The following is a 26752-nucleotide window of genomic DNA, read 5'->3' as shown; positions in this document are numbered from 1 at the left end:
GAGGTGTATAATAATTGAACCGCTTTCATCGTAACTCTTATGAAAGCGGTTCAAAACGTGCATCTATTCGAATGTTGTTGCGTTTTTGTTCGAATGTCGCCGGGCGGGTGTCAATCTGTTCGGGACGCCTCCCCTTTTTGTTGGGAACGGTAATGGCTCGGCGTTTGGCCGGTGCAGCGCTTGAACCATTTGCTGAAATATTTGCTGTCCCCGAGGCCGGTGCGCTCGGCGATTTCCTGCATCGTCAACCCCGTATCGCGCAGCAGCGCCGATGCGAGCCGCAGCTTCCGCTTGTATTGGAAAGCGATAAAGCTGTCTCCGACCGCCTTCTTGAACAGGATGGAAAAATGGCTGCGGCTCAGGCCGACCCTTTCCGCCAGCTGGCTTGCCGACCAGTCCGCCGCCGGATTTTCGTGCAGCAGGCGGACCGCTTTCCAGATCGGCTCCGGCCAGTCCTCTCCCGATACGCCGTATATTCGTTCCAGCTCCGCTTCTTTATGCAGGGATTGGAACGCCTCTTTCAGTTCCACGGCATCCTGCAATGCTCCCTTTCGGCTCCATTTCAGCTTCCCGCACCGGCTTTTGCATTCGACCAGCAAGCCCTCCGCGGTCCCCCGCCGCGATTCGGGAACGGCCCAATAGCAGTATTCCCCGCCGTAAGGGATCACGGTGCCTTCGCATAAGTGCCTGACGTCCTGGCCAGTGCCGAGGAGCAGCCCGCTCCAGCTCGAACCGCAATCGGCCGTACGGATCAAATAAAGATGCAGCGGCTCGCCGTTGAAATGCCACGTTCCCCCGCGCAGCCTGGCAAGCTCGGCGGGAAATTTTTCGTGATGCCCGCTCAGCCAAGCGAAAAGCATCGCCTCCAGCCGTTCGCCGTCCTGACCGTCCGCCGGAGGCGGGGACTGCAACTCCTGCCGGAATTGCTCCAGCATCTCCTCCAGCTCTTCATCTTCGAACGCGGTCTTGAGCAGGTAACCGGATGCTCCCAGGCGGATGCCCTGCTGGGCGTATTCGAAATCGCGGTGACAGCTCAGCAGAACGATTTTCGTCCGCTGTTCCGTTTCCTTTACCTTGCGCGACAGCTCGATCCCGTCCATTTCCGGCATGACGATGTCGGTAATGACGACTTCCGGGCGGTATTCGAGAAAAGCTTCCCAAGCCTTCAGCCCGTTCGGCGCATCCGCAACGATCTCCATGCCGAACCGCTCCCATGCGATCGTGGAACGCAAACCTTTGCGAACGATGCTTTCGTCATCCGCAATCAGCACCTTAATTTTTTTTGCCGTCTCCATCCGAACCCTCCTCCTTTTTCGGCCAACGAATGAGGATCGTCGTGCCCTCGCCTTTCGTCGAATGTACCGTAAGCCCGTACGGCGGGCCGAAATGCAGCTTGAACTTCTGGTCCGCGTTTTGCACGCCGAGCCCGCCGCGCCCGCGGCTCTCCGGCTTCGGCTTGAACAACTGCTCCAGCTTCTCCGCCGCGATGCCCGCGCCGTCGTCCTTCAGCGTCAGCACCAGATCGTCGTTGTCCTCCCTCACGTCCAGCTCGATGGAGCCGACGCCGTCGGTAAAGCCGTGGAAAAATATATTCTCGAAAAGCGGCTGCAGCGTCATCCGCGGGATCAGGTACCGTTTCAGCGATTCCCCGCAGTGCAGGTCGTAACGGAAAACCTCGCCGTAACGGATTTCCTGGATTTTCAAAAAGTGATCGATCATGCGCAGCTCTCTGCCGAGCGTAATCAGCTCCTGCGAAATGTCGAGATTCCCCTCCAGCACCATCGTCAAATGGTAAAGCATGTGGCGGATCTCCTCCGCTCCCTCCAGCCGGGCCTTCCATTGGATCGAATTCAGCGTGTTGAACAATAGATGCGGATTGATCTGGTAATGGAACGCCCGCAGCTCCGCTTCCTTTTTCAGCCGTTCGCTTTGCTCCACTTCCTCGATCAGCGTCTGCACGCCGCTCACCATCCGGTTGAAGCTCATGTCGAGGCTTCCCAGCTCGTCGCGGCCCTCAACGGGCAGCCGGGTATCGAGCTTGCCGAAGCTGACCTTCTGCATCGAATCCTTGAGCGTCCGAATCCGGGCCGTAAAGCGGGAGGAGAAAACGTAAGCCAGCCCGAACGCAAGCACGCAGGAAATGACGGCAACGACGACGGTGTTGGAGCGAATGACTCCGGACGATTTATAAAACGCTTTGGCCGGCAGCCGGGCTTCGATGGTCCATTGATTCACCGCCAACGTCCGCTCCCAGATGACGTCGTTTTTTTTCGGCGCAAACTTGGAAGCGCTCTCGTATATGAGCCTTCCATCCGGGGACTTGATCGTCAGATGGGCCTTCGTGTCTTCTTCGAACAGACGGAACATGTGGAGCAGCTCCCCTGCATTTTCCTCGATCAGGATCGTGCTTCCGTCCTGCGCACCGTTCGGGTGATGGATGGGCACCGCCAGCCCCAATACCGGGAGATGGGAATCATCCCCCCTCATCGCATGGTTTTGCTCGTAAAAACCGAGCCAGTATGTGCCTTGATAAGATGCCGGCCTGGACTTCCATGCGGGAATGTTATCCAGCTTGGCCACGTCCAGATTGCTTTCCCCGTAATAATACCCCGATGGCGTAATGATATAAATGCCTGCCGTCCGGTCCGTCCGGAGCGACTTCAGCAGCGCTTCAAAATCGTTTTTTTCGATAATTTCGCTATAGGTAACAGGAACCCGGTTCCCTAAACCGGTACGGGCCGGGTCTAACAAATACGAATAGATGGTTTCGCTTGTTTGTTTCATGCGGCCCAATGACGAATTGGTCTGCTGCTCAAGCTGGGCCACGGCGTTTTCCCCGTATTTGCCGAACTGCGAATTGATCATTTTCGCCGACTGGTAATACGACACCGCGCCGAGCGAAAGCAAAGGAATCAGGGCCACGATGAGAAAACAAACAAGCAGCTTGGTGCGGATGCTGCGGTACGAGCCCGACACGAGACGGCGGTACAGCTGCCGAAGCCGCTGGCCTTTCATCACGATTTCCCCCCTTGCCTGCATGTAGCGTATAACAGCATTCTAGCATGGACGAACACGCAGAAGATAAAATAAAGCTTCCGATGGCACCGCTTACATTTTTCCAGTTGCGGATAAGCTTGCTTTGACGCGGATCCGGCGCGGAAACCAGCCGGCATATCATGCCGGACAAACGGGAAAAGCACTTCCCCTTGACGCTTTTAAAAAGCGGGAGAAGTGCGTTGTATTGCGTTACAATGCGTATTCATGCCCCAAAATGAGGAACACGCTCGACGTCCAGGTAAACGCTCTGTCGCGGAGGCCTTCGCCGGTCAGGGCGTCGAAATTTTCCGCCATGCCGCTTTTGTTCAGCATGCGGCAGAAGCGGCGCGATACTTCGCGGGCCAGCTCGGCATCGCCGGCCGCGGCGACGCCTTCCACCAGCAGCATCGTCGCCGGCGCCCAAATCGGGCCGCGCCAATATCCGTCCGGCGTATAATACGGGCTGCTGACGCTTTCGGTCGCCCAGCCGTTGGCCGTCAGGAAGCGGCTTTCGTCGCGCAAGCCCTCCAGCAGCGCGGTGCGGATCGGCTCGGGAAGCCGTTTGCCGAGCACGATCGGCACGAACAGCAGCAGGCTGTCGCCGTCGGACGGCTCATGCGTGCCCGAGCGGCAGGAAATAAACGTTCCGTCCCGCCAAAAATGGGCGATCATGTTATCGAGCGTATCCTCCGCCAAACGGCGCCATGCCGAGGATTCTTCCGGAAGTCCGAGCAAGCCGGCGATTTCGGCAAGCAGCTCGGCCTGAAGGATCAGGAACGCCGCCAAATCCGGGCTTTCCACCGGAATCCCGTTATTAAACGCCGTGCTGTTGTCCCAGCCCGAATCGTTGCCGTGGTTGTACTGCGGAATGCCGTCGCCGTCCCCGTCGCGGTACCGGTACCACCATTTCGTCCATTTGGACAATGGGCCGTATACTTCGCGCAGCTGAGTCTCCCGGATGTAATCCGTCCGCTGCATCATCCAGGCGAGCGTCCAGCCGTGAATCGGCGGTTTGTTGCAGTTCCACAGCTCGTATTTGTCGTTGACGAAGTCGGGAATCAGCCCGCTTTCGTCCTGCCGGTCGAAAAAGATCATGAACTGGTCCCAGGCCAGCTTCGGATCATGGCGGACCAAAGCCATCGCGTTAAAGCAATGGTCCCAGCTCCATATATTCGTCATCCAGTTTTTCGACATGTACATGGCCGGCCGCGTCAGCAAGCCTTCCGCCGGGACGAGGCAGGACCAGGTTATATAGGCCGCAAGCTCCCTTCCCTCGGCGAAAGCCTCGGACACGGGCAAACTTCGATCGAGCCAGGAAGCAAAGTCTTCCTTTGCCGACTGAACCGCTTCGTCAAACGGCTCCCATGCGGCCCGCGGCTCCCAGACCGTGCGGAATTCCTCGACGGCAAACTCCGCTTCGTTCGTGTCCGGATCCGGAACGAACTCGGCGACGACGCGGGAGCTTTTGATTTTGTCCCACGGCACTTCCATCTTCATGGCGCCCGCAAGCCGGGTCAGCATAAAGCGGCATTCATGGGTAAAGCTGTTCATCTCCCAGCTGTTTTCGTTCACTTCGTAAGCATAATCGTAAGCGGCCGGCATGAAGGTCAGCCGGATGCCGCAGCCCTTCGAACGGAAGCGGACCGTACGTTTGTCCGAAATGCAAATGTCGGCGTAGATTTCGGACGCGGGCGACTGAAGCTTGACCGCCTCCGGCGATGCCTCAGCCGTAAACGGAATCAGCCTGCCGAGGGCATCCACCGGTTCGATGCGGAAGGCTTCTCCGAACTTGTCGTCTCCGCCCCGTACCGTCCGGAGGTACAGGCCTTCCTGTCTATTTTTTCCTTCGGGCAGGAGCGAAACCGCAAGAAACGTTTCTCTCCGGCTGAAGGGCACGATGCTCAGGTCGAATTTCATGGCTGTTCTCCTTCGTCAAGAGGAATCATAACGCTTTCATTGTACCCTTGATCGGGAAGGGCCGAAACGGCCAGTTGTTTTCGAGTGGCGGCCATTTTGTTGGAAAAACGGGGGCCACCTCATAAAAGGTGTCTTTTTGTTCGACCATGCGGGGCACAAATGTTAGGCCGGTCTCCGCCGCCTTCCGAGATTCGTTATTTAGCTTTCGGCTTGGAATGGCTCGCGTCGTTGCCGGTGGCCGGAACGGAATCCGCTTCGTCCATCAACAAACCCTATGAACACGAAAAACACCCTGCAGCCGGACAACCGAAGGGCGGTCCGAGGTCTGCAGGGCGTGGATAAGGCCTGGTCAAAACTTATGATGATCTTGTTATTTCCCGTGACACTTCTTGTATTTCAATCCGCTTCCGCATGGGCAAGGTTCGTTTCTTCCGACTTTGGGAACGGTATTGTCGCTTTCGTCCACAAGTCGGACGAGCCCTTTCTCCGGATCGATGGCATTCATCGCGCTCAGCTCCACCAGCGTATGACCGGCGTTGGCCCACATTCTCGTGTTGTTGTACACTTCCGCCAGCAGGGAAATGACGCGCTGCGCATGCACAGGCGTTTTGAACGGGATTTTATGGCGGTCAAACTGATTGATCAGCTCCTGCATCGGGGACTTCTGCACGCAAGCCCATTGAATGTCGTCAAGCAGATGTTCCACCCGCTCCGCGTCCTTGCTCATGTTGTTCAGCACAAAAGCCTGCAGTTCTTCAAGCTGCGGCGTCATCTCGAAGTAACCCATATCCGCGTAGCGGAGCAGCTCTTCTTTTTCCGGAACGTAAAACGGTTTATCGTCCAATCCTTCCGCCAGCTCGGCCAGCTTGTTTTCATCCGCGCTGCCTGCGATCAGTCCGTTGTACAGAACGTCGCCCGCCAAAAGGATGTTTTGTCCGCGATCGCCCATCTTGCCCGCGCAAGCCGCAAGCTCCTCTTTGGTGATCGACTCGTCATGCTGCGAATTATATAGTTGAACAAGCTTGTCCAGCTTGATAACGCCGTACAAATGAGCCGCGGCAGCGATATAATCGTAAACTTCCTGCTTCGAGCCGTGCTCTTTTTTCAATTCGGACAAGCCGATTTGCGATGCGGCCGCTTTGATTTCCTCCGGCATCAGCACATGCAGCTTGCCTTCGTTAAAGAAGCTGAATACGAGCCCGCGCTCCAGAAGATTCGCATAATGTCCGAAAGGCAGCGTATTATCCTGAATGGACGGCTCGTTCATCACTTTTTCCAGAAGGGCCCATTCATCGGCATCCGTCGCCATCACGATCGGCCGCAGCTGCTCCGGATCGGTCAAATATGCTGAAAGAGCATCTGCAAGCTCTTCCTTCTTCATCTTGGAACGTCCGGAAATTTGATTGGCGGCAGCAAGCGAAGAAAGTCTTGATTTGGTCAAGCTTTGCAGAATTTCCGGCAAACGGTTCATCACGTCTCCGATGATGGCGTGCTGTATATTACGTTCTTCCATTTGTAACCTTGGGTCTTCCAACATTTACACCTCTTCCAGATTGATAAGCATGCAGGCAACGATTTTGCAAATCCAAAGAACCCTCTTCGGCATCGAGCGGCCGAAAACGTTTCATTCGTTTATAGATCGCACCCTGGAGCGTCTAAATCCATGCCGCGGCATCCGAGGCATGTGAATTTAGCCGCATCTTTAAACATTATACACTATTCGAGCCGTTTCATCTTCCATACCGAAAATTTTACAACATGCCGGCAAGGAGAAAAGCAACAAAAGCGCCCGGCCTCCGGAAGGCCGGGCAATATTCGCTGCTATTCATGAAACGAAAGCTACACCATGATTTTACAAATATCGTTCGTAAATTCGACCGGATCCTGGATCGGAAGCCCTTCGATCAGCAGCGCCTGGTTGTACAGCAGGTTCGTATACAAGCCGAGCTTTTCGCGGTCTTTGTCGAAGGCTTCCTTCAAGGATTTGAACACGTCGTGCTGCACGTTGATCTCCAATATTTTGTCGGCCTTGATGCCTTCGCTGCTCGGCATCGCGTTCAGCACTTTTTCCATTTCGATCGAAAGCTCGCCTTCGGCGGACAAGCATACCGGATGGGACTTCAGGCGTTTGGATGCCTTGACGTCCTTCACTTTGCCGGCAAGCAGTTCTTTCATCGCTTCGAACAGCTCTTTGTTCTCTTCCGCTTCGGCTTTGGACGCCTCTTCGTCCGCTTCGGACTCGATGCCGAGATCGCCGCTCGATACCGATTTGAACTCCTTCTCCTTGTAGTTCATCAGCATCTTGATCGCAAATTCGTCGATGTCGTCGGTAAAGTACAGAATTTCGTAACCTTTGTCAAGGACAAGCTCCGTTTGCGGCAGCTTCTCGATCCGTTCGACGGAGATTCCGGTAGCGTAATAGATATATTTTTGATCCTCAGGCATTCTCGACACGTATTCATCGAGCGTAACCAGCTTTTTCTCCTTCGAGGACGTGAACATCAGAAGATCGGACAACATGTCCTTGTTCATGCCGTAATCGTTGTATACCCCGAATTTAAGCTGCCGGCCGAACGCTTTGTAGAACGTTTCGTATTTCTCGCGTTCGTCCTTCAGGAGGGACAGGAGCTGGGATTTGATTTTGTTTTTGATGTTTTTGGCGATGAGCGTCAGCTGGCGGTCATGCTGCAGCATTTCGCGGGAGATGTTCAAGGACAGATCCTCGGAATCGACCATCCCTTTGACGAAGCTGAAGTAATCCGGCAGCAGGTCCGCGCATTTGTCCATGATGAGGACGCCGTTGGAATACAGCTCGAGGCCTTTTTCGTATTCCTTCGTGTAATAATCGAAAGGCGTGCGTTCCGGAATGAACAAAATGGCGTTGTACACGACGGCGCCGTCCGCCTTGACGTGCACGTAGCTGAGCGGTTTGTCGAAGCCGTAGCGTTTTTCCGCGTAGAAGTTCTCGTAATCTTCCTTCGTCAGCTCGCTTTTGTTTCGGCGCCAGATCGGCACCATGCTGTTGATCGTTTGCTCTTCCTTGTATTCCTCGAATTCGCCCTCGCCGCCTTCCTTCGGACGGCTTCCGCTCACTTCCATTTTGATCGGATAACGGATGAAGTCCGAATACTTCTTGATGATCGTTCTCAGGCGGTATTCCTCAAGGAATTCGTCATACCGGTCGTCCTCGGTGTTTTCTTTGATTTTCAGAACGATTTCGGTTCCTACCGAATCCTTCTCGCAAGGTTCGATCGTGTAGCCGTCCGCGCCTTCGGATTCCCAGCGGTAAGCCTGGTCGCTGCCCAGCGCTTTGCTGGTCACCGTCACCTTGTCGGCAACCATGAACGCGGAATAAAAGCCTACGCCGAATTGACCGATGATGTTGTGTCCGTCCTTCGCTTCGTTTTCGCTCTTAAAGGCAAGCGAACCGCTTTTGGCGATGATCCCGAGGTTGTTTTCCAGTTCCTCCTGGGTCATGCCGATCCCCGTATCCGTAATGGTCAGCGTGCGGTTTTCCTTATCGGGAGTAATGCGGATATAATAATCATCTTTATTGAAGACGATGTTGTCGTCGGTGAGAGCTTTGTAATAAATCTTGTCGATCGCGTCGCTGGCGTTGGAGATCAATTCCCTCAAAAAGATTTCCTTCTGCGTGTAGATCGAGTGGATCATCATGTCCAGCAGCCGTTTCGATTCGGCTTTGAACTCCTTTTTGATCATGAGTCAGTGCTCCTTTCGGCTCGATGGGTATGTTAGCACTCTCGCACAATGAGTGCTAATTCTTATTTTTATATATCACACCTTGAATTTCGAAGTCAATACATGAAGACGATTTCAAAGCCGGTGATCCTGGCTTTCGCCGATGCGCTCCCCCGTAGTGGTGCCCATCCTGCGCGAAACGGGCCGGCCTGCGCAGAATGACGGTGCCAATATAAAAACCCGCGAATCCTCGCGGGCTTTTGTGCCGTCTCTACTCCGCCGCAAACAGCCTCCTTAAATAATCGTTCAAAAATAGGCCTGCCGGGTCCACCTGCTGGCGTACCTTCCGGAACGCATCCCACATCGGGTACAGGCCGGCAAGCTCCTCCGCCGTGCGGGTATGCATTTTCCCCCAATGCGGTCGGCCGCCGTGCTTCCGGAAAATGTCCTCGACGTCGCGGAAATACGTCTCATGCGCCATTCCCTTGTACATATGAACGGCAATGTACGCGGAATCACGGCCGTAGGCCGGGCTGAGCCAAATATCGTCGCCTTTGACGTAGCGGCATTCGACCGGGAAATGCACCGCATGTTTTTCCGCCGCCACCTTGGCCCGGATTTCGCGGACAACTTCCTCCATCCGCTCCGCCGGCACGCTGCATTCCATTTCATTGAAACGCACGAGCCGCTGTGTGGCAAAAAGCTCATGGCTGTACGCCACGTTCTCGCCCGTAGGGACGAACCACGCCGACAACTGGCTGACCGGCTTGCACAGTCCCGGCAGGATGCGGCAGCCTTCCGACATCATGCCGAAAAAGGCGTTTTCCATCACCAGCTGATTGACCTGCTGCCAAAACCGGTTTTCGGACGGCTTTTCATCCGTTTCATCCAACAGCTTCACCTGGACGGTATCGGTATGGGGGAACCAAAAAAATTCGAAATGGTCGTGATGGTCCCGGAGCTCCGCCAGCCTATCGAAACATTCGTCCATGGACAGGCGCATGCTTCTATAGTGAAGCACCGTCCGGGGAACGACGCGGATGCGGACCTTCACCACGATCCCCAACATCCCGAGCGAAACCTGAAGCGCCTTGAACAGCTCGCGGTTCTGTTCCTCGCTGCATGTCAGCAGCTCGCCGGACGCCGTCACTACCTGGGCTTCCAGCAGCTGCGTCGATAGAGAACCGAACCTTATTCCCGTTCCGTGCGTTCCGGTTCCGATCGCGCCCCCGATCGACTGGACGTCGATGTCGCCGAGGTTTTCCTGCGCCCAGCCCTGCTTGTGCAGCGCTTCGCTGATGTCCTTTAATCTCGTCCCCGCCCAAATCCAGACGCTGCGCGTGCTTTCGTCCACCGGCTCGACGCCGGCCAGGTGGTCCAGCGAAAGCAGGACGTCTCCGGTCTCGACCAGCGGCGTAAAGGAATGCCCGGCCCCGATGACGCGGATGCCTTTGCCTTCCTTGGCGTAGGACTGGACCAAAGCCGCGATTTCATCGACCCCGGTCGGATATGCGACATGCCTTCGGCATGGTGCGGACGGTTCCCGACCAGTTCCTCCATACCTTCCGGTTTTCGTTCAAAGAAAGCATTGTCCATCCCCCCGGTACGTCGTGATTTTTTCAACGATCTTGCCTTTCGATACGCCGTACAGATGATTGAACCGTTCGCATAACTCCCCGGCCTTCGCATGCCGGAAGAAAACCGGATCGCCCAGCGTGAGTGGCTCCTCTCCTTCGTACTTTACGGGGGTTTGCACTTCCCCCGCGCCTTCCAGCGGCATCAGGGACGCCCCTGCCGGCAAATAAGGTTTCGGCAGCTTATCTTTGCCGGCGGCTCCCGAAGCCGCATATCCGCCCCCGAGACAGGTATACAACTGTTCACTAGGCTGGCGCACGATTTCAACGGCGAAACCAGCCGCGGGCAGATAACGGAAATCTTTGTAATTGTCGAATAACGCCGGCGCAAAAAAACCGGAGCCGACCGTCACTTCCGTCACCGCTTCCTCCAGGACCGTCGTATGCAAGCTTCCCGTGCCGCCGCCGTTTACGAAACGCAAAGGCGCCCCCATCGCGTCTTCGATCATGGCGACCAGCGCCGCCCTTTTGCTTGCGACCTGCCGGACGGATCGCCGCTTCAGCGTTTGCACCAGCCTGTTTTTCGGGCCGCTGTTCGGATAATGGTCGCCTACCCCGGCAATTTGGGCTTCGTACCCCATGACGCCGTCCAGCATCACCATGCGGGAGGAGAGGATTCTCTCCACGACCGGCTCCGCCTCGGCAACGGTGCGGATCGGCGAGCGCCACACGCCGAAATGCAGCCCCGGTACGTCCATCGACATGTCCATGTCGAGACATACGGGGAAACGTACGCCATGCCTCGCCGCGATGCGTTCGAGATGCTCGATATGCGCGATCGAATCGACCATCAGCGTAACCGATTTGCCCCGGCGGATGAGCTCGGCCAGGCTGGACAGCGCGGACGGCTCCCACACGGGATAACCCATCACGATATCGTCCAGTCCCTGCTTTACCAGATATATGGCCTCCTGCGGCGAAAAACACATCACTCCGCAAAAAACCGGGCTCCGATGAAGAATCCGCTTCAGCAAAGCGACGCTTCGGACCGACTTGGTGGCGATGCGCAGGTTTTTGGAGCCTGCCCGCTTCAGGATGTTCCGGGTATTTTCGTCAAACAAATCCAGGTCCACGTAAGCGAAAGGTTTGGGAATGCCCTCAAACGCCTTTTTATAATAGGCATAACCGCGATCCATCTTCTCCCTCCTTCTGAAACGTCTGCCGTTGCGGGCAATAAAGCCGGAAAATGGAACGAATGAATGGAAACAAACGTGAGGCGGCGAATCGAAATAGAGAAAGCGCTGTCATTTTAAAGGAACGGTATGAGCTGCTACGTCTTATTAAGGGTATCTAAACGATATGTCCGTTAACTGGAAAATAGGCTTGCGGAGTCGTCGAAAATTGAGGTCGATCGATCAAGCGGTCATGTGGAAGCGAAAATGATTCTTGAGGCATGTAAATTATCCTTATTTTAGCTGAAAAGGAGAATGCGGGCAATCGGTTCTTTTCGCGTGCTTCCCGCCCGGCACCGGCCGCCCGGAAGTCACGAAGAAGCGGGCTTGCGAATAGGCTATTGCAGCAAACATACGAACCTGATTAGGAGCGATTGCAATGCCTCTTTACGAGCCTCCCGTTCAAGTGCGAACCCTTGCTTATGACGCCCCCGGCATCCGGATCCAATATCCCCAGGTCGCCGGACTGGCGAGCCCCCAAGCCGAGGAGCGAATCAACCGCGCGATCATCGGGCAGATCCAGGAAATGCAGCGAATCCAGCAGCATGCCCAGACCGGAAGCCACCCGCAAACGACCGGAAATTTCGAAATCAAAACGAACGAGCGCGGCATTCTCAGCCTGGTGCTCAGCAACTACACGTATTCCGCTCCCATGGCCCACGGCTATACCGTCGCCAAGGGATTGACCTTCAACGCCCGCACCGGCGCTTCTTACGCGCTGGCCGACCTGTTCCAGTCCGGCTCGAACTATCAAGCGAAGCTGACGTCGGAGATCAACGCCCAGATCCGCAAAAGGAACCTCCCCATGCTGGAAGGAACGACGGTAACGGTCCAGCCGACCCAGGATTATTATGTGGCCGATAAAGCGCTCGTCGTGTTTTACCCGCTGTATTCGATTGCGCCCTATTATGCGGGGTTTCCGATGTTTCCGGTGTCGGTCTACGACCTGCAGAACATCGCTGCCGAAGAAGGACCGCTTACGGTGCTCGCGGCGGATATCGCTTAATGCGAAAGCGGCAGCCCCGGCAGGGATGCAAACACGCCAAAAAAGCCGCCCTATACCGCCGGAAACGGCGGTGCAGGCAGCTTTTGCAGGCGGCATCGGCTTTCAAGCTTCCATGAAACTGCGCTTATTTGACGCCATTATAGACGAAAGCTTTGATAATTTGGCGCTGCGACAAGAAAAACACGACGAGAATCGGCGCCACGAGAATCAGGTTGCCCGCCATCAAAATATTCCAGGTGCCCACGCCTTCGACCTCGCGGATTTTGGCAATGCCGATCGGCAGCGTTCTGGCGGTTTCGTTCGTCGTCATGACCAGCGGCCAGAAATAATCGTTCCAGTGGGCGATAAAGCTGAACAAGGCGAACGTGACAAGCACCGGCTTCACCATCGGCACCATGATCCGGACGATGATTTTCCACTCCGCCGCCTGATCCAGCCTTGCGGCTTCGATCAGCTCGTCGGAAATTTGCCGGAACGCCTGCCGCAGCAGGAAGATGCCGAAGGCGCTTGACGCGAATGGCAAAATGAGGCCCAGATGGGTGTTGAGCAGCTTGAAGGCGCTCAGCTCCAAATAGACGGGCAGGAAGATCAATTGACTCGGAATCATCAGCGTCACCATGACGATGCTGAACAAAAAGCCCGATCCGGCAAACTTATATCTGGCAAACGCATAGGAAGCCGGAATGATCGTCAGCATTTGCAGCAAAAGGATGCTTACGGCGATGATGACGCTGTTCGTCATGTAATGCAGGAACGGCCCCGTGTTCCAGGCGTCGACGTAGTTTTTCCAGACGGGATTCCGCGGAATCCATTCCGGCGGAAATATCATCGTCTCCGGCAGCGTTTTGAGCGACGTGGACAGCATCCAGACAAACGGCAGGGCAAAAATGAGCACCAGCAGCAGAAGTCCGGCAGCGTTCGCAAGGCGGAGCACGACGTTCATGATCGTGCGCAGCAGAGCCCGTTTCGACCGGATCCCGTTCATGGGCGTGCCGGCGGCAGCCCGGATCGGGCCTTCGATGGCGCGGTTTGCGGCTTTCAAGCGTTACACCTCTTTCTTAACGGTAATGAACCCGGTTCGACAGCAGTTTGAAGTAGATGATCGTCAGGATGCCGACAATGACCAGCAAAATGACGCCTGCCGCGGAAGCATACCCTATTTTAAAGAACCGGAAGCCGTATTCGTAAATGTAGTACACGAGCGTGTTCGTGGAATTGACCGGCCCGCCCTGGGTCATGATGGCGATCGTTTCGAACACCTGGAATGAACCGATCATGTTGATGATGACCAGGAAAAAGATCGTCGGCGACAGCATCGGCAAAATCAGCTTCGTAAACGTCGTCCACGGCCGGGAGCGGTCCAGGGAAGCCGCCTCGTAAATATCGGCGGGAATGCTCTGCAGACCGGCGATAAACACCAGCGTGTTGTACCCGATGCCTTTCCATACCGCGACGATGACCAGCGAGACGAGCGAGGTGCTCGGGTGCGACAGCCATTGCAGCTTTCCGAAGCCGAACAAGCCGATCACCCAATTGAGCAGCCCGTATTCCGGGTCCATCAGCCAGCTCCACAGCAGCGAAATGGACACGAGCGAAATGATATGCGGGCTGAAAATCGCCCCCTGCACGATGCCGTAAAAGAAATTGCCGCGGTTGAGCCACAAGGCCAGCAGCAGCGACAACGCCGTCGTCAGCGTAACCGTCAAAACCGTGTAAACGGTCGTATTGGAAAGCACCTGCATGAATTCCGGTTCGGACAACAAATCCACGAAATTTTGAATCCCGACGAACGTTTTCGTCGGACTGATGAAATTCCAGTCGTAGAAGCTCAAATAAATCATGTAGAAGATCGGATAAATAAAAAACAGCGAAAAAATGATGATGGCCGGAGCAACCATGCCGTAGGGACGAAGTTTATGCCAAACCGTCATACGATCGCGCCCCCGGCAATAAGTGCCCTCTCCTGCATCCCGGCCCCGTATATTCTGCCGCCGTCCGGGCCGAAATAATAAAGCTGGTCATGCGGAACCGCTACGGTTACCGCGTCCGCAGGCTCCAGCGGCCTCAGGAAGGTTTTGACGAAAAACGTTCCGGCATCCGAACGGATTTGGTAAATGTTCTCCGCGCCCAGGCTCTCGCGGGTCAGGATATCCCCTTTCAAGACAAGCCCTTCCACCGGGCGATCGGGGTTCAGCAGCCCCTGTTCGGGCCGGAAACCGATGAAACCGACCGGACGGTCCGAGCGGATGTTCAGACCTTTCATGCCCTGCATGTCGATGATATTCATCGCGGGCGTGCCGATAAATTGGGCGGTAAACAGGTTGGCCGGGTCCTGGTAAAGCTTCATCGGCGAATCCGCCTGCTGGATCGCTCCCTTGTTCATGACGACGATTTCGTCTCCCATCGACATCGCCTCCACCTGATCGTGGGTCACGTAGACGAATGTCGTGCCCAGCCGCTTGTGAAGCTGGATCAGCTCCGTCCGCATCTGATTGCGCAGCTTGGCGTCCAGATTGGAAAGCGGCTCGTCGAGAATGAATACCTTCGGCTTTTTGACCATGGCGCGCGCGAGCGCGACCCGTTGGCGCTGCCCGCCGGAAAGGCTTTGCGGCTTTTTGTCCAGGAAAGGGGCGAGCCCGACGATCTCGGAAATGTCCTTGACGAGCTTATCGCGCTCGTTTCGGGGCACGCCCCTGTTTTTCAGTCCGAACTCGATGTTGCCGCGGACGGTCATGGTCGGATACAGCGCATAGTTTTGGAATACCATGGCGACGTCCCGCATGCCGGGCGGCGTATCGTTCACGCACGTATCGTCGATCCAAATTTCTCCCCCGCTTTGCTTCTCCAGACCGGCAACCATGCGCAGCGTGGTCGATTTGCCGCAGCCCGAGGGTCCGACCAGCACCGTAAAAGAACCGTCTTTGATCTCCAGGTTCAAATCCTGAATCACCGTTTCATCCTTGAATGTTTTGCTGATTCCTTTTAGCAGGATTCGTGCCATACATGCATCTCCTCCTTCGTTTTCCGCTTGTTCAGGGCACGCAAGAGCCATTCCAGTTCGTCAAGCGTCGTCAGCCGCAAATCCCATGCCTCGGCGTCGCGGCTCGGATACGGGGAAATGAAGCAGGTTCTGCCCCCGATCCGCTTCGCCGGATGCAAATCGTTCCACGGGTTGTCGCCGACCGACAAAATCTCATCCGCTTGGTATCCCTGCCGCAGCAAGGAAGCCAAATAAGCGTCCAGCCCCGCCGGCTTTCCCGCCCCGCAGCAAATTTCGTCGAAAACATGCCCGATTCGCATAAACTCCAGAAATTCGGCGCCCGATGCCTGATGGGTATTGGTCATGAGCACCCTTTTTTCCACGCCGAGCTCTCCGATCGCCTGCATCAAACCGCCGTGAACCTCGAAGCGGTGCGGAGCAGCCAGCATTTCTCGACGCACTCTGTTAAAAGCTTCGTCCAGCTTCATGGCCGGCAGCTTGTATTTATGGCTGAACATGGCCGCAATGCACCACGGATCGCCGATATGAAGCAGTTCCCCGTCCAGGATCGAATCGAATTTGTAAACTTTTTTGCGCATCGGGACGGATGAACCGTCCCATGCATATCCCCTCGCTAATCCGTCCTCCAGCCGAACGACCAGGAGATCGTCCTTCAGATGGTAAAAGTGGCCGAACCCGAAAAAATGCTCCCCGGACCGGATCGCTTTTCCCATGCTTATGGCCGCCTCCGTATCCGCTTCATGCTCCGTTCCTTCGAGCAGATATCGGATATACCGCTCCATGAAGGTATCTTCCTGATACAACGTGCCGTCCATATCGAAAATAACGACCTTGATCTTTCCCAACCAGTTGTCTTCCGTCATACCGGACATGTTCCTTTCTATTTGCCGAGCAGTTTGTTTGCTTTTTCAGCCGCTTCATTGAGCGCGTCCTGCGGGGTCGTCTTCGGATCGATGATCGCCTTTTCGATCGCATCGCCCAAAATGTCCGCCACTTCCGGATAAGCGTTCTCCATCGGGCGCGGTCTTGCGTATTGAAGCTGGTCGACGGCTACCTTGTACTGCGGATATTGCTTAAAGTGTTCCTGCAGCTCTTCGCTTTCGACCGCGGACGTGCGCGTCGGCAAGTAACCGACGTGTTTGTGCTGGTAAATCGTGTTTTCTTTGGAGGTCATCCACTTGATAAACTCCCATGCCGCTTCCTTCTCTTCGGGTTTGCTCTTCGAGGTCATGACAAGCTGGCAGCCGCCGGTCGGAACGCCGTAATCCTTGTTGGCGGGCATGAACGCCGTTTGCAGCTCAAAGCCGTTGCCCTGGGCGATTTCCAGGCTCTCCGCCACGCCTGCGGTCGAACCGAACTTGAAGGCGGAAATTTGGTTCGCCCAATCCTTGTCCGCGGTCGCTCCGGCCTCATCGCCGACCGGCATTTTGATCAGGCCTTCGCTGGAGAGCTTTTTCCAAAACTCGACCGCCGCGACTCCCGGCGCTTCGTTGAAAGCCGCTTTTTTGCCGTCCTCGCTTAACATCTGCCCGCCGCTTTGGGCCACCAGCGCTTCGTAAAACCAGATATCCACCGGAACCGTCATGCCGAACTTGCCTTTTGCCTTCAGCACGCGCGAGTATTCCTCCAGCTCCTGCCACGTTTTCGGGCCGGCAGGGTCCAACCCGGCGTCTTTCAGCATCGTCACGTTTTTATACATAATCGGGGTGCTGCGCATAAAAGGAAGCCCGTACAGCTTGCCGTTGACGTAGGCGTTCCCCATCAAACCCGGAATAAAATCGTCCAGCTTGACCTGATCCTTATCCTTTTCCACGTACGGCGTCAGCTCTTCCAGCATGCCGGAATTGGCGAACACGCCGGTCGAAGCGATCTCGAGATCCGTCACGGCCGGGGCGTTGCCCGCGGCAAACGCGGCCTGCACTTTGGCATGAAGATCGTCGTATTTGCCTTGATGTTCGGCCACGACCTCGTATTTGTCCTGCGATTCGTTAAAGGTTTTGACCATGTGCAGCTTCGCTTCCTCGATTTTGTCCCCGTAGGCGTACCAGTATTTGATGACCACCTTTTTGGCCGGCGCAGCCGCTTCAGCTTTCCCTTCGACTTCGGCCGCATCGCCTCCGCCCGAACCGCAGCCCGCCAAAGACACCGCCATCAACGCCGCAAGCGTAAAAGCCGTTACCTTCTTCTTGAACACAGTCATTCCTCCACCCTTTTTTTGTAAAATCAGGCCGGAAGCAGCAAAAAGAAACCCGAAAAACGAACGGCAACATGCGTCAGCCGCAGCAGATCAGGTTTCTCCAAGACTCCAACCGGTTTATTTACTTGTCGATACCAGATTAATGGACAACTGTTAAATCTGTTCCCGCGATGCATTAACTTTCGGTCAATTTTCGTTCCGGCATGCCCCACAGCTCCGGCCGGGAAGAAGAAATGGCGGTTGCGCCATGGCTCAGGCAGGCTTCGGCGTGCGCTTCTTCGTACAATAAGCCTCCCGTAATGATGGGGAGCGACGTAAAAGACTTCACCTTGCAGATAGTGTCCGGAATCCGGGCAGGCATCAGTTCGATGATATCCGGTTCGGTTTGCGAGAGGCTTTTGGCGATGTTGTCCAACCCTTCGCTGTCGACGAGAAAAAAACGCTGGATGGTGATCAGCCCCATTTTTTTCGCGTTTTTGACGATGTTCGTTTTGGTGGAAATCACCCCGGACGGCCGGATGCTTTTAGCCAAATATTCCAGGCCGTAGCGGTCGGTGCTGAGACCGCCGATTTTCTCCAGATGCATAAACACGGGCAGGCCGTGCTCCTTGAATACGTTGACGTACCCTTTGACGACGCCGATATGCCCCATCAGCAGAAAAACGCCGCTCAGCTGATCCCGCCGGCGAAGGGCCAGCTCGATATGCCGCGGATCTTTGATGGAAGCGATGCGTTTATGTTGTTCGAGCCCCCGGCAAAAATCCTCCTTGGTGATCGCATCCTTCATTGCTGCAGCCTCCTTGGTTCCATTTGCAATTAGCGTCATCATTCCGCTTGTCGACGGCTTTTTTCAATCCTTGTCCCTTCCCATCCATCGTACGCGTTAAAGGTTTCCTTAAGGTAAAATGAGGCTCATCGTTTTGTAAACGTTGGAAAGGAAAAAACTTGAAGCTCGGGGAGCGGATCGCGAAAAAAGCCAACGTTTGGGCGGCGTCCTGCCTCCGCACGGTTGGCCCATGGTCAAAGGGGCCGTCGACGCCCCTCGTCAAAAAGCCCGGAAGGTACGCCTTCCGGGCTTTGGCTATCCAATATATACAACGGCTCCGCCGCGCCTGTATGCCTTCGGCAGTTCCGCTTCAAGCAGCTCCAGCCTGCGCAGCATATGCTCCAGATCATCCCCGTGCATGTTGGCCCGCGCCCATTCCTTTAGCCGGGAGACTTCGCCCAAAACCGCGGGAACGTCCTCCTGCTCCACATCCACGCCGTTCTCGAACAACGCCAGCCACTGAAGGTCCAGATCCGCGATGGCCGGCGCCCAGTATTGCCGGTAAAACGACTCCGTCGCGACCGGAATCGTAAAGGAACGCTCGAAATCGTCCACGGGATCCACGATAAAAACCGCGATCGACATTTTATTTCACTCCAAACCGTATCGAAAATGTATAATCCGGAAATTCCTGCCGGAGCCGGTTCAAGCTGTTCTCCGCCGCCTCCCGCAGCGCCGGCGAGTCCCCGTCCAGCTGAAACTCGAAACGCCGGATGCCCCTGATTTGCTCAAGCGTCGGGATTTCCGCCGTTCCGTCCGGCGTCGCCCGCGTTCCCGCCGCTTTTTGAAGATTGTGGATCCGCACCTTCGTTTTCTGGTACAGCTGTTTATCCGTAAACTGCTGCGGCGTTTGCTGCGGTTTGCCCGTTTTCGGGTGGATGCGGTCGAGCCCCTCGGCCGACTTCGCTTCATAGAAAACGCCCTTATCCAAATCGATCCCGTCGATTTCCCCAAGCGGAGAATTCCGGCTGTCGTACAGCTCAACGCCGCGGTATTTCGCTTTGCTCCAGTGAACGTAATCGTCCGCATCGCCGCGCGGCGGATTCTCTTCGGGTTCCTGCCCGGACGGCCGTTCCTTTCCTTCAGGCTTGCGCCCCGGCTTCTTCCGCTTCTTCAGCAGCTTCTCCAGCCATTCCTTCAGCTTGCGCCCGCCCCGTTTGCCGAAGCTTTCGGCCAGCCGGCCGAACGGAACCCGGCTGAGCGCCAACGCCAGCAGCGCCGAAATGGCATGCTCGGGCGTAAGCAGCCGCTTGGGATCGCGGATGTTTTTGGCGATTTCATGCCCGCCGGCCGGAAGGCTGGCGGCCGTCAAGGCGATGCCGAGCGCCGGCCAGAAGCCGACGAACAGCAGCGACAAGGCAAACGCGCCCAGCACGATCGCGCCCTTTTCCCAAAAACCGAGGCGGTCCCACCAATTTTGCAGCGAATCGAACATGCAGGAAAAGCACGCGGAATCCGCAGGTTGAACATGCGCCTGCCCATAAGCGGCGAATCCCGCCAGCCCGGCAAGCAGGAAAAGCATCACGGCAACGCCGGCGGCCGCCCGGAAATGCTTCAGCATGTCGTCCTGCAGACGCCCGCGGATCGACCGGGCTTCGTCGTTTCCGTAAAGCAGCGAAAAACCCATTTCCCTTCGTTCGCGGGTCCATGACATGACGCTTGCGAACCGTTCCCTGCGGGTAAGGAGAGCCTCCAGCATGTACCACAGCTCCGATACCGGGGTAATCATCCGTTCCCTCTCCATGCGGGGCAGCCGGCTTTTGACCCGGTTCAAGGCAACGTAATCCAGAATCAGCGCCAGAGCCAGCAGCGTCAGGAAAACGCCTTTCGTCCGGTATCCGCTGCCGGTCCAATCGCTGAGCTTCATCAACCACGCGGGCAAGGAATTCTGTCCATTATAAGCGGCGTGTTCCAGAATGGACCAGGCCAGCAGCAGCGCAGGCAAAGCAAAAATGGCGCCGCCAAGCCGTTTGCGGCAACGGACGGCGAGCCCGATGCCAAGCGTGATCATGCCGGTGTGCACGGGATGGCTGACCGACATGATCGTCGGGAAAATGCTCTCCTCAAAACGCCCGGGGAATAAAGTCCAAACATCCCAATGGATCGTCTCTCCCCCGAGCAGCGTCGTGCTGTAGCCATACGTCCGCCCGATGATGCCCGAATTCAGCCAACGGCGGGCAAGCTCCTCCATCAGCTGAAAGCCGGCGCCGGCCCCCGCCCCCGCAAGCGCGTAATCCGCCAGGCTCATGGAGGTGGCGCGGCGCGAGAAAAGCAAAAACAACCCCAGCGGCGCAAGCTTCCATATTTCTTCCGCGATCGGAGTCAGCACCGCCTGAGACCAGGTGTCCCTCGTGCTTCCGCCGAATATGCCGTGAGCCGCGAGCAGCGTCAGCGCCGTCAGCGGAATGACAAGAAAGACGCCCAGCAGCATAAACAGCGCCGTTTGCTTCCAGGCCAACGTTTTGCTGCGGCACAACAACCAGAATTGAAGCATCACGTAAAAGGACCACAAGTACTGAACCAGCATCGTGCGCGAATCCCGGTACAAAAACAAGCCGACGATCCACGTCAGCAGCGATATCCAGCACCAGATGGCATACAAGGTTCCGAGCCAGGGGTAACGCCGCCGTATTCCGCATAACCATCGATATCCCGCTTCCGCGGCGTCCCGGATCCCGCATCGGATCCGCCAGACCGTTTCCGTAACAACCGCCTCCTTTGCCGTAATCCAGCTATTCATGGGCAGCAGTGCTCTCTCCAAATCATACCCGATGTTGCGCCGTTCATGACACAGGAAATGGTTCGATTTATAAAAACTGGACTTTATTCCTCCAACAAACGAACTACGCGAGGCCGCACCGGTTCGTTCGGACCGGAAACAAGGCGATAGGCGGCCGGCCTGCGCTCCTTTGCGCGTTTAGCGGCCAAAAGCGAAAAAACGCCAGCAACAAAATAGCGGCCCATGTTTGGCTGGGCCGCTATTTCCTCGTATCTCTATTTTTGCCCGAATCGCCGTTACTGCCGAATGAACCCTTTTTCTTCGGCATGGCGACGGGGCTATGTCACCTTTTATTTCAAAATCTCCTCGATGCGGTTCAATACGTCTTCGCTCAGTTCCACGCCGGAAGCTTTCGCGTTTTCCGTGACCTGCTCCGGACGGCTGGCGCCAACGAGCGCGCTCGCCACGTTGCCGCTCCGCAAAACCCAGGCCAGCGCCAGGTTGCCCACGGAAATGCCCAGCTCCTTGGCGATGCCTTCAAGCTGTTTGACTTGATTGATTTTTTCTTCCGTGATGCCTTTGCGCATCCATTCGAGCCTTGCCGCGCGGCTGTCCTGCGGAATGTCCGAGGCCGAGGTGTATTTGCCCGTCAGCAGGCCTTGCGCCAGCGGCGAAAACACCACCTGCCCGATGCCGGAACGCTCGCAGAGCGGCATGATTTCTTTTTCGATGTAACGTTGGAACATATTGTACTGCGGCTGATTGACCACGATGCGGTCCAGCAAATAACGGTCGGCTACGCCCAGCGCTTCCGCGATTTGCGAGGCCTGCCATTCGCTGACGCCCGCGTACAGCACTTTGCCTTGGCGGATCAAATCATCGATCGCGCGCAGCGTTTCCTCCAGAGGCGTTTCGGGATCATGGCGGTGGCAGTAGAAAATGTCCACATAGTCATGCTTCAAACGCTTCAAGCTGGCATGGACCTGCTCCGTAATATGCTTGCGGGACAACCCGCGGTCGTTCGGACCGTCTCCCATCGGCCAAAACGCTTTCGTGGCGAGCACGTACGACTCGCGCGGATACGCTTTCAATGCTTCGCCTACCAGCTCTTCCGCCGCGCCTTTTTCATAAACGTTTGCCGTATCGAAAAAATTGATGCCCAGATCATATGCCGTTTTGATCGAATGGACCGCATTTTCGCGTTCCACGTAACCGCCGTATGTAAGCCAGCTTCCCAAGCTGATTTCGCTCACTTTCAGGCCGCTTCCGCCTAATCTCCGGTATTTCATGTTCCATTCCTCCTCGAGATCGTTCTGGTTACATTCCCCATTCTATAAAAGTTCGTATCCGATTTAAAGAAGTGAAATGTTTTTCACTTAATTATACGGAGGATATCTAGTATACTTTAATATAGTAGATATCCATGGGAGGTGAACCTTGTGACGACAACGAAAAAGGCCAGCAGCTATATCCCGAAAAATCCGGAATTCATCGAATGCAACATCGAAAAAACGCTGGACGTGCTGGGCGGCAAATGGGCTTTTCTCGTCATCCGCGAGCTGTTTTGCGGAACGCTCCGGTTCGGCGAGCTGCAGCGGCGGATCCCCAGCGTGAGTCCCCGGGCGCTGACAAGCACGCTGCGCCACCTCGAAGACCAGGGGGTGCTGGAGCGCAAAGTGTTCCCGACGGTGCCGGTGACGGTGGAATATACGCTCACTCCAAAGGGGCAGGATTTGCACGGCATTTGCCATCAAATGAAGCTTTGGGCGGCGCGGTGGACCTAAGGAGCGTCCGCCCCCGTCCTGTTTTTGAACGGAACGGTGAAAAGTCCCTGTAAGCATCCCCGTCCCCATCCCCTTCTGCGTCGCACAGGAATTGGACTTGCCGGCTGCAGTTGACTAAATTTTCCCAGCATGTTATTTTATTTTTGAACTGACCAGTCAGATTAACGGATTGATTTTGCAGGAAAGGTAGATTGAGCTTGAGCAAAGACAAAATTATACGCGCCGCCATCGAAGTGTTTTCCGAAAACGGCTACCACCGCGCCAGCATGGATGAAATCGCCTTGAGGGCCCAAGTGGCCAAAGGAACGCTGTATTATAACTTTCCGGGGAAGTCCGAACTGTTTAAAACGATCGTCAAGCAAGGCTTCGAAGATATCATGCAGCGGACCCAGGCCGACCTGTGCGCCCCCCTTCCGATCAAGGAGCAGATTTTGCGGATCATCCGCCATCATCTGGATTTTTTTCTGGAATCGCGCCATTTTTCGCATATTGTTTTTAACGAGCTGTCGAACGGGATCGAGCAGGATGTCCTGGATGAGCTGAAGCAGCTCCGGAGGGAGCATCTCCGCTTTTTGGCGTCCATCTTGGAGGAAGGCCAATGCGAAGGGAACCTGATCCGCGACGTGGATGCGAATTTGGCGGCGGCAAGCATCGTCGGCACGCTGGAAAGCACCTGCAACTATTACCTGAGCCATCTGGACGAATATTCCCGCGACGATCTGGAGCATTTTGTCTTTACCATGGTAACGAAAGGCCTGTTTATCTCGATCGATTAACCTGGCCTTCTTTTTTAAGGAGTTAAAACTGACCAGTCAGTTCAAAAAAATCTTCAAAAGAAAGCGACGGTGTTACGCATGGAATGGAATGAAAACGGTCTGCTGCCTTTGGATTGGTTTAAACAAATGCGCAACGGCTCTCCTGTCGTTCAATCCGAAGGGACTGGACTTTGGAGCGTTTTTAAGTACGAAGACGTTAAATACGTCTTCACGAATTACGACATCTTCTCTTCCCAAGGGTCCCCGTCGTCGGAAGATCCGCTCGAATCGAGCATCTTGCGCCAGGACCCGCCGAAGCACCGTCAGCTCCGCAAGCTGGTCTCGCAGGCGTTCACCCCGCGCGTGGTCGAATCCCTTGCCCCGAAAATCCAAGCGATCACCGACGCCCTTCTTGACGAAGCCGAACAAAGGGACCGGATGGATGCGATCGCGGATTTGGCCAGCCCGCTCCCGATCACCGTCATCGCCGAAATGCTCGGGGTATCGATGGAACACAGGGAAAAGTTCAAGGAATGGTCGGACGCCCTCGTCGGCGACCATCCCGAAGCCTATTACGCCTGCCAGCGGGAGATGAGCGCCTATTTTGCGGACATCGCCGAAGACCGCAGGCGGCATCCGCAGGACGATTTGATCACCAAGCTGGTGCAGGCCCGCATCGAAAACGAACATTTGACCGATTTGGAAATCATCGGGTTTTGCATCCTGCTGCTCGTGGCCGGCAACGAAACGACGACCAACCTGATCGCCTCCGCCATGCTGGCCGTCGACAGTCTGCCGGAGGTCCGTTCGCAGCTGCTTGAAGACCCCGGATTGATTCCGGGCGCCATCGAGGAAACGTTCCGTTATTTCTCCCCGGTGCAGCTCATGTTCCGCCATGTCAAGCAGGATACCGAACTGCGCGGGCAAAAGCTGAAGCAGGGACAATTCGTCCACATCTGGATGGCATCGGCGAACCATGATGAAGAAGTGTTCGAGCACCCGGAACAATTCGACATTCACCGGAATCCGAATCCGCATCTGGGACTGGGCAGCGGCATCCACTACTGCCTCGGTTCGCAGCTCGCCCGGATGGAATCGAAAATCGCCATCGAAACGCTGCTAAGGCGCTTCCCGGATTTCCGCCGCGACCGTTCGGCGGCGCTCGTGCGCCAGGAAAGCACGATGATGTTTGCGCTGAAGGAGCTGCCGGTGATTTTGAAATGACGCGGTCCGAGAGAGCACTCCTATTTTTCATATAAAAAAAATCGCGCATCCTGCCCGGAAGCAGACATGCGCGATTTTTTGCACCCAAAACGAAATTAGAAGTTAAAATTGTCCGGATCGGCCCCAAAACGGCGGTTTTCGTTCAACCCGTTGATTTGCTCCATTTCGTCCGCCGTCAATTCGAAATCGAAAATGTCGGCATTTTCGACGATCCGCTTCGGATTGACCGATTTCGGAATCGTCACGATTTCATTTTGAATGTCCCAGCGAAGGATGACCTGCGCCGTGGATTTGCCGTATTTCGCGCCGATCGTTTTCAGCACTTCGTTATCTAGCAGATGCCCTTGCGCCAACGGAGCCCAGGCTTCGATCTGGATGCCTTGCGATTTGCAGTATTCGCGCAGCTCGGCCTGGTTCAGCAGCGGATGCAGCTCCACCTGGTTGACGGCAGGCTTCACGCTCGCATCCTTCATCAAATCCTCCAGGTGGTGGATATGGAAGTTGGATACCCCGATCGAACGGACTTTTCCGTCCTGCTGCAGCTTCTCGAGCGCCCGCCACGTGTCTTTGTATTTTCCTTTGACCGGCCAGTGCACCAAATAAAGATCCACGTAATCCAGTCCCAGTTTATGGATGCTTGTTTCAAAAGCCTTCAACGTGCTCTCGTATCCCTGATCCGAGTTCCACACTTTGGTCGTAATAAACAATTCCTCGCGCGGAACGCCCGATTCCCGAACCGCTTGCCCAACGCCTTCCTCATTGCCGTAAAGCGCAGCCGTGTCGATGCTCCGGTAGCCGTGGGCTATCGCCGTTTTGACGGAATCGACCACTTCCTGGCCTTCCTGCACCTTGTATACGCCCAGCCCAAACCATGGCATGGCATGGCCGCTGTTCAAGGTTGCCTTCGATTGAAGATTTTTCATGAAAAGACGCCTCCTTCGGATGATTCAATGAGGGATGTCCAAAGACACCCGGTACAACCCAAGATAAACCAGCGGCGCGCCAAAGTCAAAACCATGTCATGCATCCCGCCTTCGGAGTTGCAGAAAGAGGTTTTTCGGCTGCAAAATGGACCCAACGTACAGAGACCCGAAGGAATTGCTATAATAGATTGAACCATTTGGCAGATCCGCTGTTTCTTGCCGCGTCAATCCCATCAAAAAAAGAAAAAAGGAGCTTAAACCACATGCAAAGAAGCTTGCAAGACGACGTGATTTCTACGGCCGAAAGTTTTGCCGCCAATTTCGCGGACCGGGGGAATTTTGATTTCGGCGTGGAAAGCCTGCGCCTGCTGGACGATCTGTTGGACGAAATCCGCGATTTTGTGACGGACGACGATCCCTTGGATTCCGTATGTTCCATGGCGGGATGTTATATTTTCGAGGTGGCCCGGCGGAATTACGGCGGGAAATATTATTGGGCGGCGGAAAAGGAGCAACCCGTTCTGGTTACCGGGGAGCCTGCTTTTTCGGTCTCGATCTTCGCTTTCGACAAAGTGAGGGGAAGAATCGTCAACGGCAGCGAGGACGATATCCCTTTTTATTTTGACGGATATGTCAAAGCCGTGGAGGAAGGAAAAAAGACGGGGTACTGCGCGACGATCGTGTAGAAATTTTCTGCAAAACGGTTACGAACGATGTTCCGCAAGCTTTTAGCTGAGTGTTTTGCATAATTCCGTTTCAGAGAAGAAGCGATAGCATATTCACTGTCGTTAAGGGGTAATTTTCGAAAATGGTATTATATGGATGAAGAAAAGGGCAGACTTGCAGAATTTTAGAACAG

Annotated in this window: 21 protein-coding genes and 1 pseudogene; 5 read left to right on the top strand and 17 right to left on the bottom strand. The window is 55.5% G+C overall.

The window, feature by feature from the left end:
• Positions 1-110: 110 nt before the first annotated feature.
• The 7 genes and pseudogenes from KI367_RS23630 to KI367_RS23600 all read right to left on the bottom strand — a co-directional run bounded on the left by KI367_RS23630 (position 111) and on the right by KI367_RS23600 (position 11422).
• The gene (locus KI367_RS23630) at positions 111-1295 is read right to left on the bottom strand and encodes a response regulator (RefSeq protein ID WP_212952407.1); all 1185 of its coding nucleotides are present in this window, start codon (positions 1293-1295) and stop codon (positions 111-113) included.
• Positions 1273-3015 carry a cache domain-containing sensor histidine kinase gene (locus KI367_RS23625; RefSeq protein ID WP_212952421.1) on the bottom strand — a complete coding sequence of 581 codons (1743 nt, stop codon included), beginning with the start codon at positions 3013-3015 and terminating at the stop codon, positions 1273-1275. The genes KI367_RS23630 and KI367_RS23625 overlap by 23 nt, the downstream gene beginning before the upstream one ends.
• Positions 3016-3246: 231 nt before the next feature.
• A complete protein-coding gene (locus KI367_RS23620; RefSeq protein WP_212952405.1) occupies positions 3247-4953 on the bottom strand; it encodes an amylo-alpha-1,6-glucosidase in 1707 nt (568 codons plus the stop codon).
• Positions 4954-5323: 370 nt separating this feature from the next.
• Positions 5324-6466, bottom strand: a complete 1143-nt coding sequence (locus KI367_RS23615; RefSeq protein ID WP_212952404.1) for a YecA family protein — start codon at positions 6464-6466, stop codon at positions 5324-5326.
• A gap of 326 nt (positions 6467-6792) precedes the next feature.
• Positions 6793-8673 carry a molecular chaperone HtpG gene (htpG, locus tag KI367_RS23610; protein ID WP_212952402.1) on the bottom strand — a complete coding sequence of 627 codons (1881 nt, stop codon included), beginning with the start codon at positions 8671-8673 and terminating at the stop codon, positions 6793-6795.
• Between the two features lie 250 nt (positions 8674-8923).
• Positions 8924-10241 (bottom strand): annotated as a pseudogene (locus KI367_RS23605) (D-arabinono-1,4-lactone oxidase).
• On the bottom strand, positions 10229-11422 hold the full coding sequence (locus tag KI367_RS23600) for an amino acid deaminase/aldolase (protein ID WP_212952400.1): 1194 nt from the start codon (positions 11420-11422) through the stop codon (positions 10229-10231). Before KI367_RS23600 ends, KI367_RS23605 begins: the two are co-directional and overlap by 13 nt.
• A 415-nt stretch (positions 11423-11837) precedes the next feature.
• On the opposite strand from KI367_RS23600, the gene KI367_RS23595 reads away from it, so the two are divergent.
• Positions 11838-12464, top strand: a complete 627-nt coding sequence (locus KI367_RS23595) for a DUF3298 and DUF4163 domain-containing protein (RefSeq protein WP_212952399.1) — start codon at positions 11838-11840, stop codon at positions 12462-12464.
• A gap of 124 nt (positions 12465-12588) precedes the next feature.
• On the opposite strand, the gene KI367_RS23590 is transcribed toward KI367_RS23595, so the two are convergent.
• The 9 genes from KI367_RS23590 to KI367_RS23550 form a co-directional block, all read right to left on the bottom strand.
• Positions 12589-13407 carry a carbohydrate ABC transporter permease gene (locus KI367_RS23590; RefSeq protein WP_212952419.1) on the bottom strand — a complete coding sequence of 273 codons (819 nt, stop codon included), beginning with the start codon at positions 13405-13407 and terminating at the stop codon, positions 12589-12591.
• A 115-nt stretch (positions 13408-13522) separates the two neighbouring features.
• Positions 13523-14395, bottom strand: coding sequence for a carbohydrate ABC transporter permease (locus tag KI367_RS23585; RefSeq protein ID WP_036713404.1), 873 nt, complete (start codon positions 14393-14395; stop codon positions 13523-13525).
• Entirely contained in the window at positions 14392-15465 is a 1074-nt protein-coding gene (locus KI367_RS23580; RefSeq protein WP_212952397.1) for an ABC transporter ATP-binding protein, read from the bottom strand. Before KI367_RS23580 ends, KI367_RS23585 begins: the two co-directional genes overlap by 4 nt.
• A complete protein-coding gene (locus KI367_RS23575; RefSeq protein WP_212952395.1) occupies positions 15447-16328 on the bottom strand; it encodes an HAD family hydrolase in 882 nt (293 codons plus the stop codon). The genes KI367_RS23580 and KI367_RS23575 overlap by 19 nt, the downstream gene beginning before the upstream one ends.
• 17 nt (positions 16329-16345) lie before the next feature.
• The gene (locus tag KI367_RS23570; RefSeq protein WP_246537234.1) at positions 16346-17659 is read right to left on the bottom strand and encodes an ABC transporter substrate-binding protein; all 1314 of its coding nucleotides are present in this window, start codon (positions 17657-17659) and stop codon (positions 16346-16348) included.
• A gap of 178 nt (positions 17660-17837) precedes the next feature.
• Complete coding sequence (locus tag KI367_RS23565; RefSeq protein WP_246537233.1) at positions 17838-18449, bottom strand: glycerol-3-phosphate responsive antiterminator; 612 nt, start codon at positions 18447-18449, stop codon at positions 17838-17840.
• 294 nt (positions 18450-18743) lie between these two features.
• On the bottom strand, positions 18744-19073 hold the full coding sequence (locus tag KI367_RS23560; RefSeq protein WP_212952390.1) for a hypothetical protein: 330 nt from the start codon (positions 19071-19073) through the stop codon (positions 18744-18746).
• Position 19074: 1 nt separating this feature from the next.
• Positions 19075-21228, bottom strand: a complete 2154-nt coding sequence (locus KI367_RS23555; protein ID WP_212952389.1) for a PrsW family glutamic-type intramembrane protease — start codon at positions 21226-21228, stop codon at positions 19075-19077.
• Between the two features lie 329 nt (positions 21229-21557).
• A complete protein-coding gene (locus KI367_RS23550) occupies positions 21558-22496 on the bottom strand; it encodes an aldo/keto reductase family protein (RefSeq protein ID WP_212952388.1) in 939 nt (312 codons plus the stop codon).
• Between the two features lie 150 nt (positions 22497-22646).
• Between KI367_RS23550 and KI367_RS23545 the strand changes: the two genes are divergently transcribed.
• The 3 genes from KI367_RS23545 (at position 22647) to KI367_RS23535 (ending at position 24970) form a co-directional block, all read left to right on the top strand.
• Positions 22647-22991, top strand: coding sequence for a winged helix-turn-helix transcriptional regulator (locus KI367_RS23545; RefSeq protein ID WP_212952387.1), 345 nt, complete (start codon positions 22647-22649; stop codon positions 22989-22991).
• 197 nt (positions 22992-23188) lie between these two features.
• Positions 23189-23767, top strand: coding sequence for a TetR/AcrR family transcriptional regulator (locus KI367_RS23540; protein ID WP_212952386.1), 579 nt, complete (start codon positions 23189-23191; stop codon positions 23765-23767).
• Positions 23768-23845: 78 nt separating this feature from the next.
• Positions 23846-24970 (top strand): cytochrome P450, encoded by a 1125-nt coding sequence (locus KI367_RS23535; RefSeq protein WP_246537232.1) that lies wholly within the window; start codon positions 23846-23848, stop codon positions 24968-24970.
• 95 nt (positions 24971-25065) lie between these two features.
• Here the strand turns inward: KI367_RS23535 and KI367_RS23530 are convergent, their stop codons facing one another.
• Positions 25066-25893, bottom strand: coding sequence for an aldo/keto reductase (locus tag KI367_RS23530; RefSeq protein ID WP_212952384.1), 828 nt, complete (start codon positions 25891-25893; stop codon positions 25066-25068).
• 263 nt (positions 25894-26156) lie between these two features.
• Between KI367_RS23530 and KI367_RS23525 the strand changes: the two genes are divergently transcribed.
• Entirely contained in the window at positions 26157-26579 is a 423-nt protein-coding gene (locus tag KI367_RS23525; protein WP_212952383.1) for a hypothetical protein, read from the top strand.
• Positions 26580-26752: the final 173 nt, after the last annotated feature.

Origin of the sequence: Paenibacillus cookii (genome assembly GCF_018333375.1) — a bacterium.
GTDB classification, from domain to species: domain Bacteria; phylum Bacillota; class Bacilli; order Paenibacillales; family Paenibacillaceae; genus Paenibacillus_AQ; species Paenibacillus_AQ cookii.
This window is presented reverse-complemented; position numbering and strand designations above follow the sequence as displayed.

Bases quoted from the DNA above. Each gene is read 5' to 3' on its own strand.
- KI367_RS23630 (WP_212952407.1), bottom strand. From the start codon at position 1,295: ATGGAGACGGCAAAAAAAATTAAGGTGCTGATTGCGGATGACGAAAGC.
- KI367_RS23625 (WP_212952421.1), bottom strand. From the start codon at position 3,015: ATGAAAGGCCAGCGGCTTCGGCAGCTGTACCGCCGTCTCGTGTCGGGC.
- KI367_RS23620 (WP_212952405.1), bottom strand. From the start codon at position 4,953: ATGAAATTCGACCTGAGCATCGTGCCCTTCAGCCGGAGAGAAACGTTT.
- KI367_RS23615 (WP_212952404.1), bottom strand. From the start codon at position 6,466: ATGGAAGAACGTAATATACAGCACGCCATCATCGGAGACGTGATGAAC.
- htpG (WP_212952402.1), bottom strand. From the start codon at position 8,673: ATGATCAAAAAGGAGTTCAAAGCCGAATCGAAACGGCTGCTGGACATG.
- KI367_RS23600 (WP_212952400.1), bottom strand. From the start codon at position 11,422: ATGGATCGCGGTTATGCCTATTATAAAAAGGCGTTTGAGGGCATTCCC.
- KI367_RS23595 (WP_212952399.1), top strand. From the start codon at position 11,838: ATGCCTCTTTACGAGCCTCCCGTTCAAGTGCGAACCCTTGCTTATGAC.
- KI367_RS23590 (WP_212952419.1), bottom strand. From the start codon at position 13,407: ATGAACGTCGTGCTCCGCCTTGCGAACGCTGCCGGACTTCTGCTGCTG.
- KI367_RS23585 (WP_036713404.1), bottom strand. From the start codon at position 14,395: ATGACGGTTTGGCATAAACTTCGTCCCTACGGCATGGTTGCTCCGGCC.
- KI367_RS23580 (WP_212952397.1), bottom strand. From the start codon at position 15,465: ATGGCACGAATCCTGCTAAAAGGAATCAGCAAAACATTCAAGGATGAA.
- KI367_RS23575 (WP_212952395.1), bottom strand. From the start codon at position 16,328: ATGACGGAAGACAACTGGTTGGGAAAGATCAAGGTCGTTATTTTCGAT.
- KI367_RS23565 (WP_246537233.1), bottom strand. From the start codon at position 18,449: ATGAAGGATGCGATCACCAAGGAGGATTTTTGCCGGGGGCTCGAACAA.
- KI367_RS23560 (WP_212952390.1), bottom strand. From the start codon at position 19,073: ATGTCGATCGCGGTTTTTATCGTGGATCCCGTGGACGATTTCGAGCGT.
- KI367_RS23555 (WP_212952389.1), bottom strand. From the start codon at position 21,228: ATGAATAGCTGGATTACGGCAAAGGAGGCGGTTGTTACGGAAACGGTC.
- KI367_RS23550 (WP_212952388.1), bottom strand. From the start codon at position 22,496: ATGAAATACCGGAGATTAGGCGGAAGCGGCCTGAAAGTGAGCGAAATC.
- KI367_RS23535 (WP_246537232.1), top strand. From the start codon at position 23,846: ATGGAATGGAATGAAAACGGTCTGCTGCCTTTGGATTGGTTTAAACAA.
- KI367_RS23530 (WP_212952384.1), bottom strand. From the start codon at position 25,893: ATGAAAAATCTTCAATCGAAGGCAACCTTGAACAGCGGCCATGCCATG.
- KI367_RS23525 (WP_212952383.1), top strand. From the start codon at position 26,157: ATGCAAAGAAGCTTGCAAGACGACGTGATTTCTACGGCCGAAAGTTTT.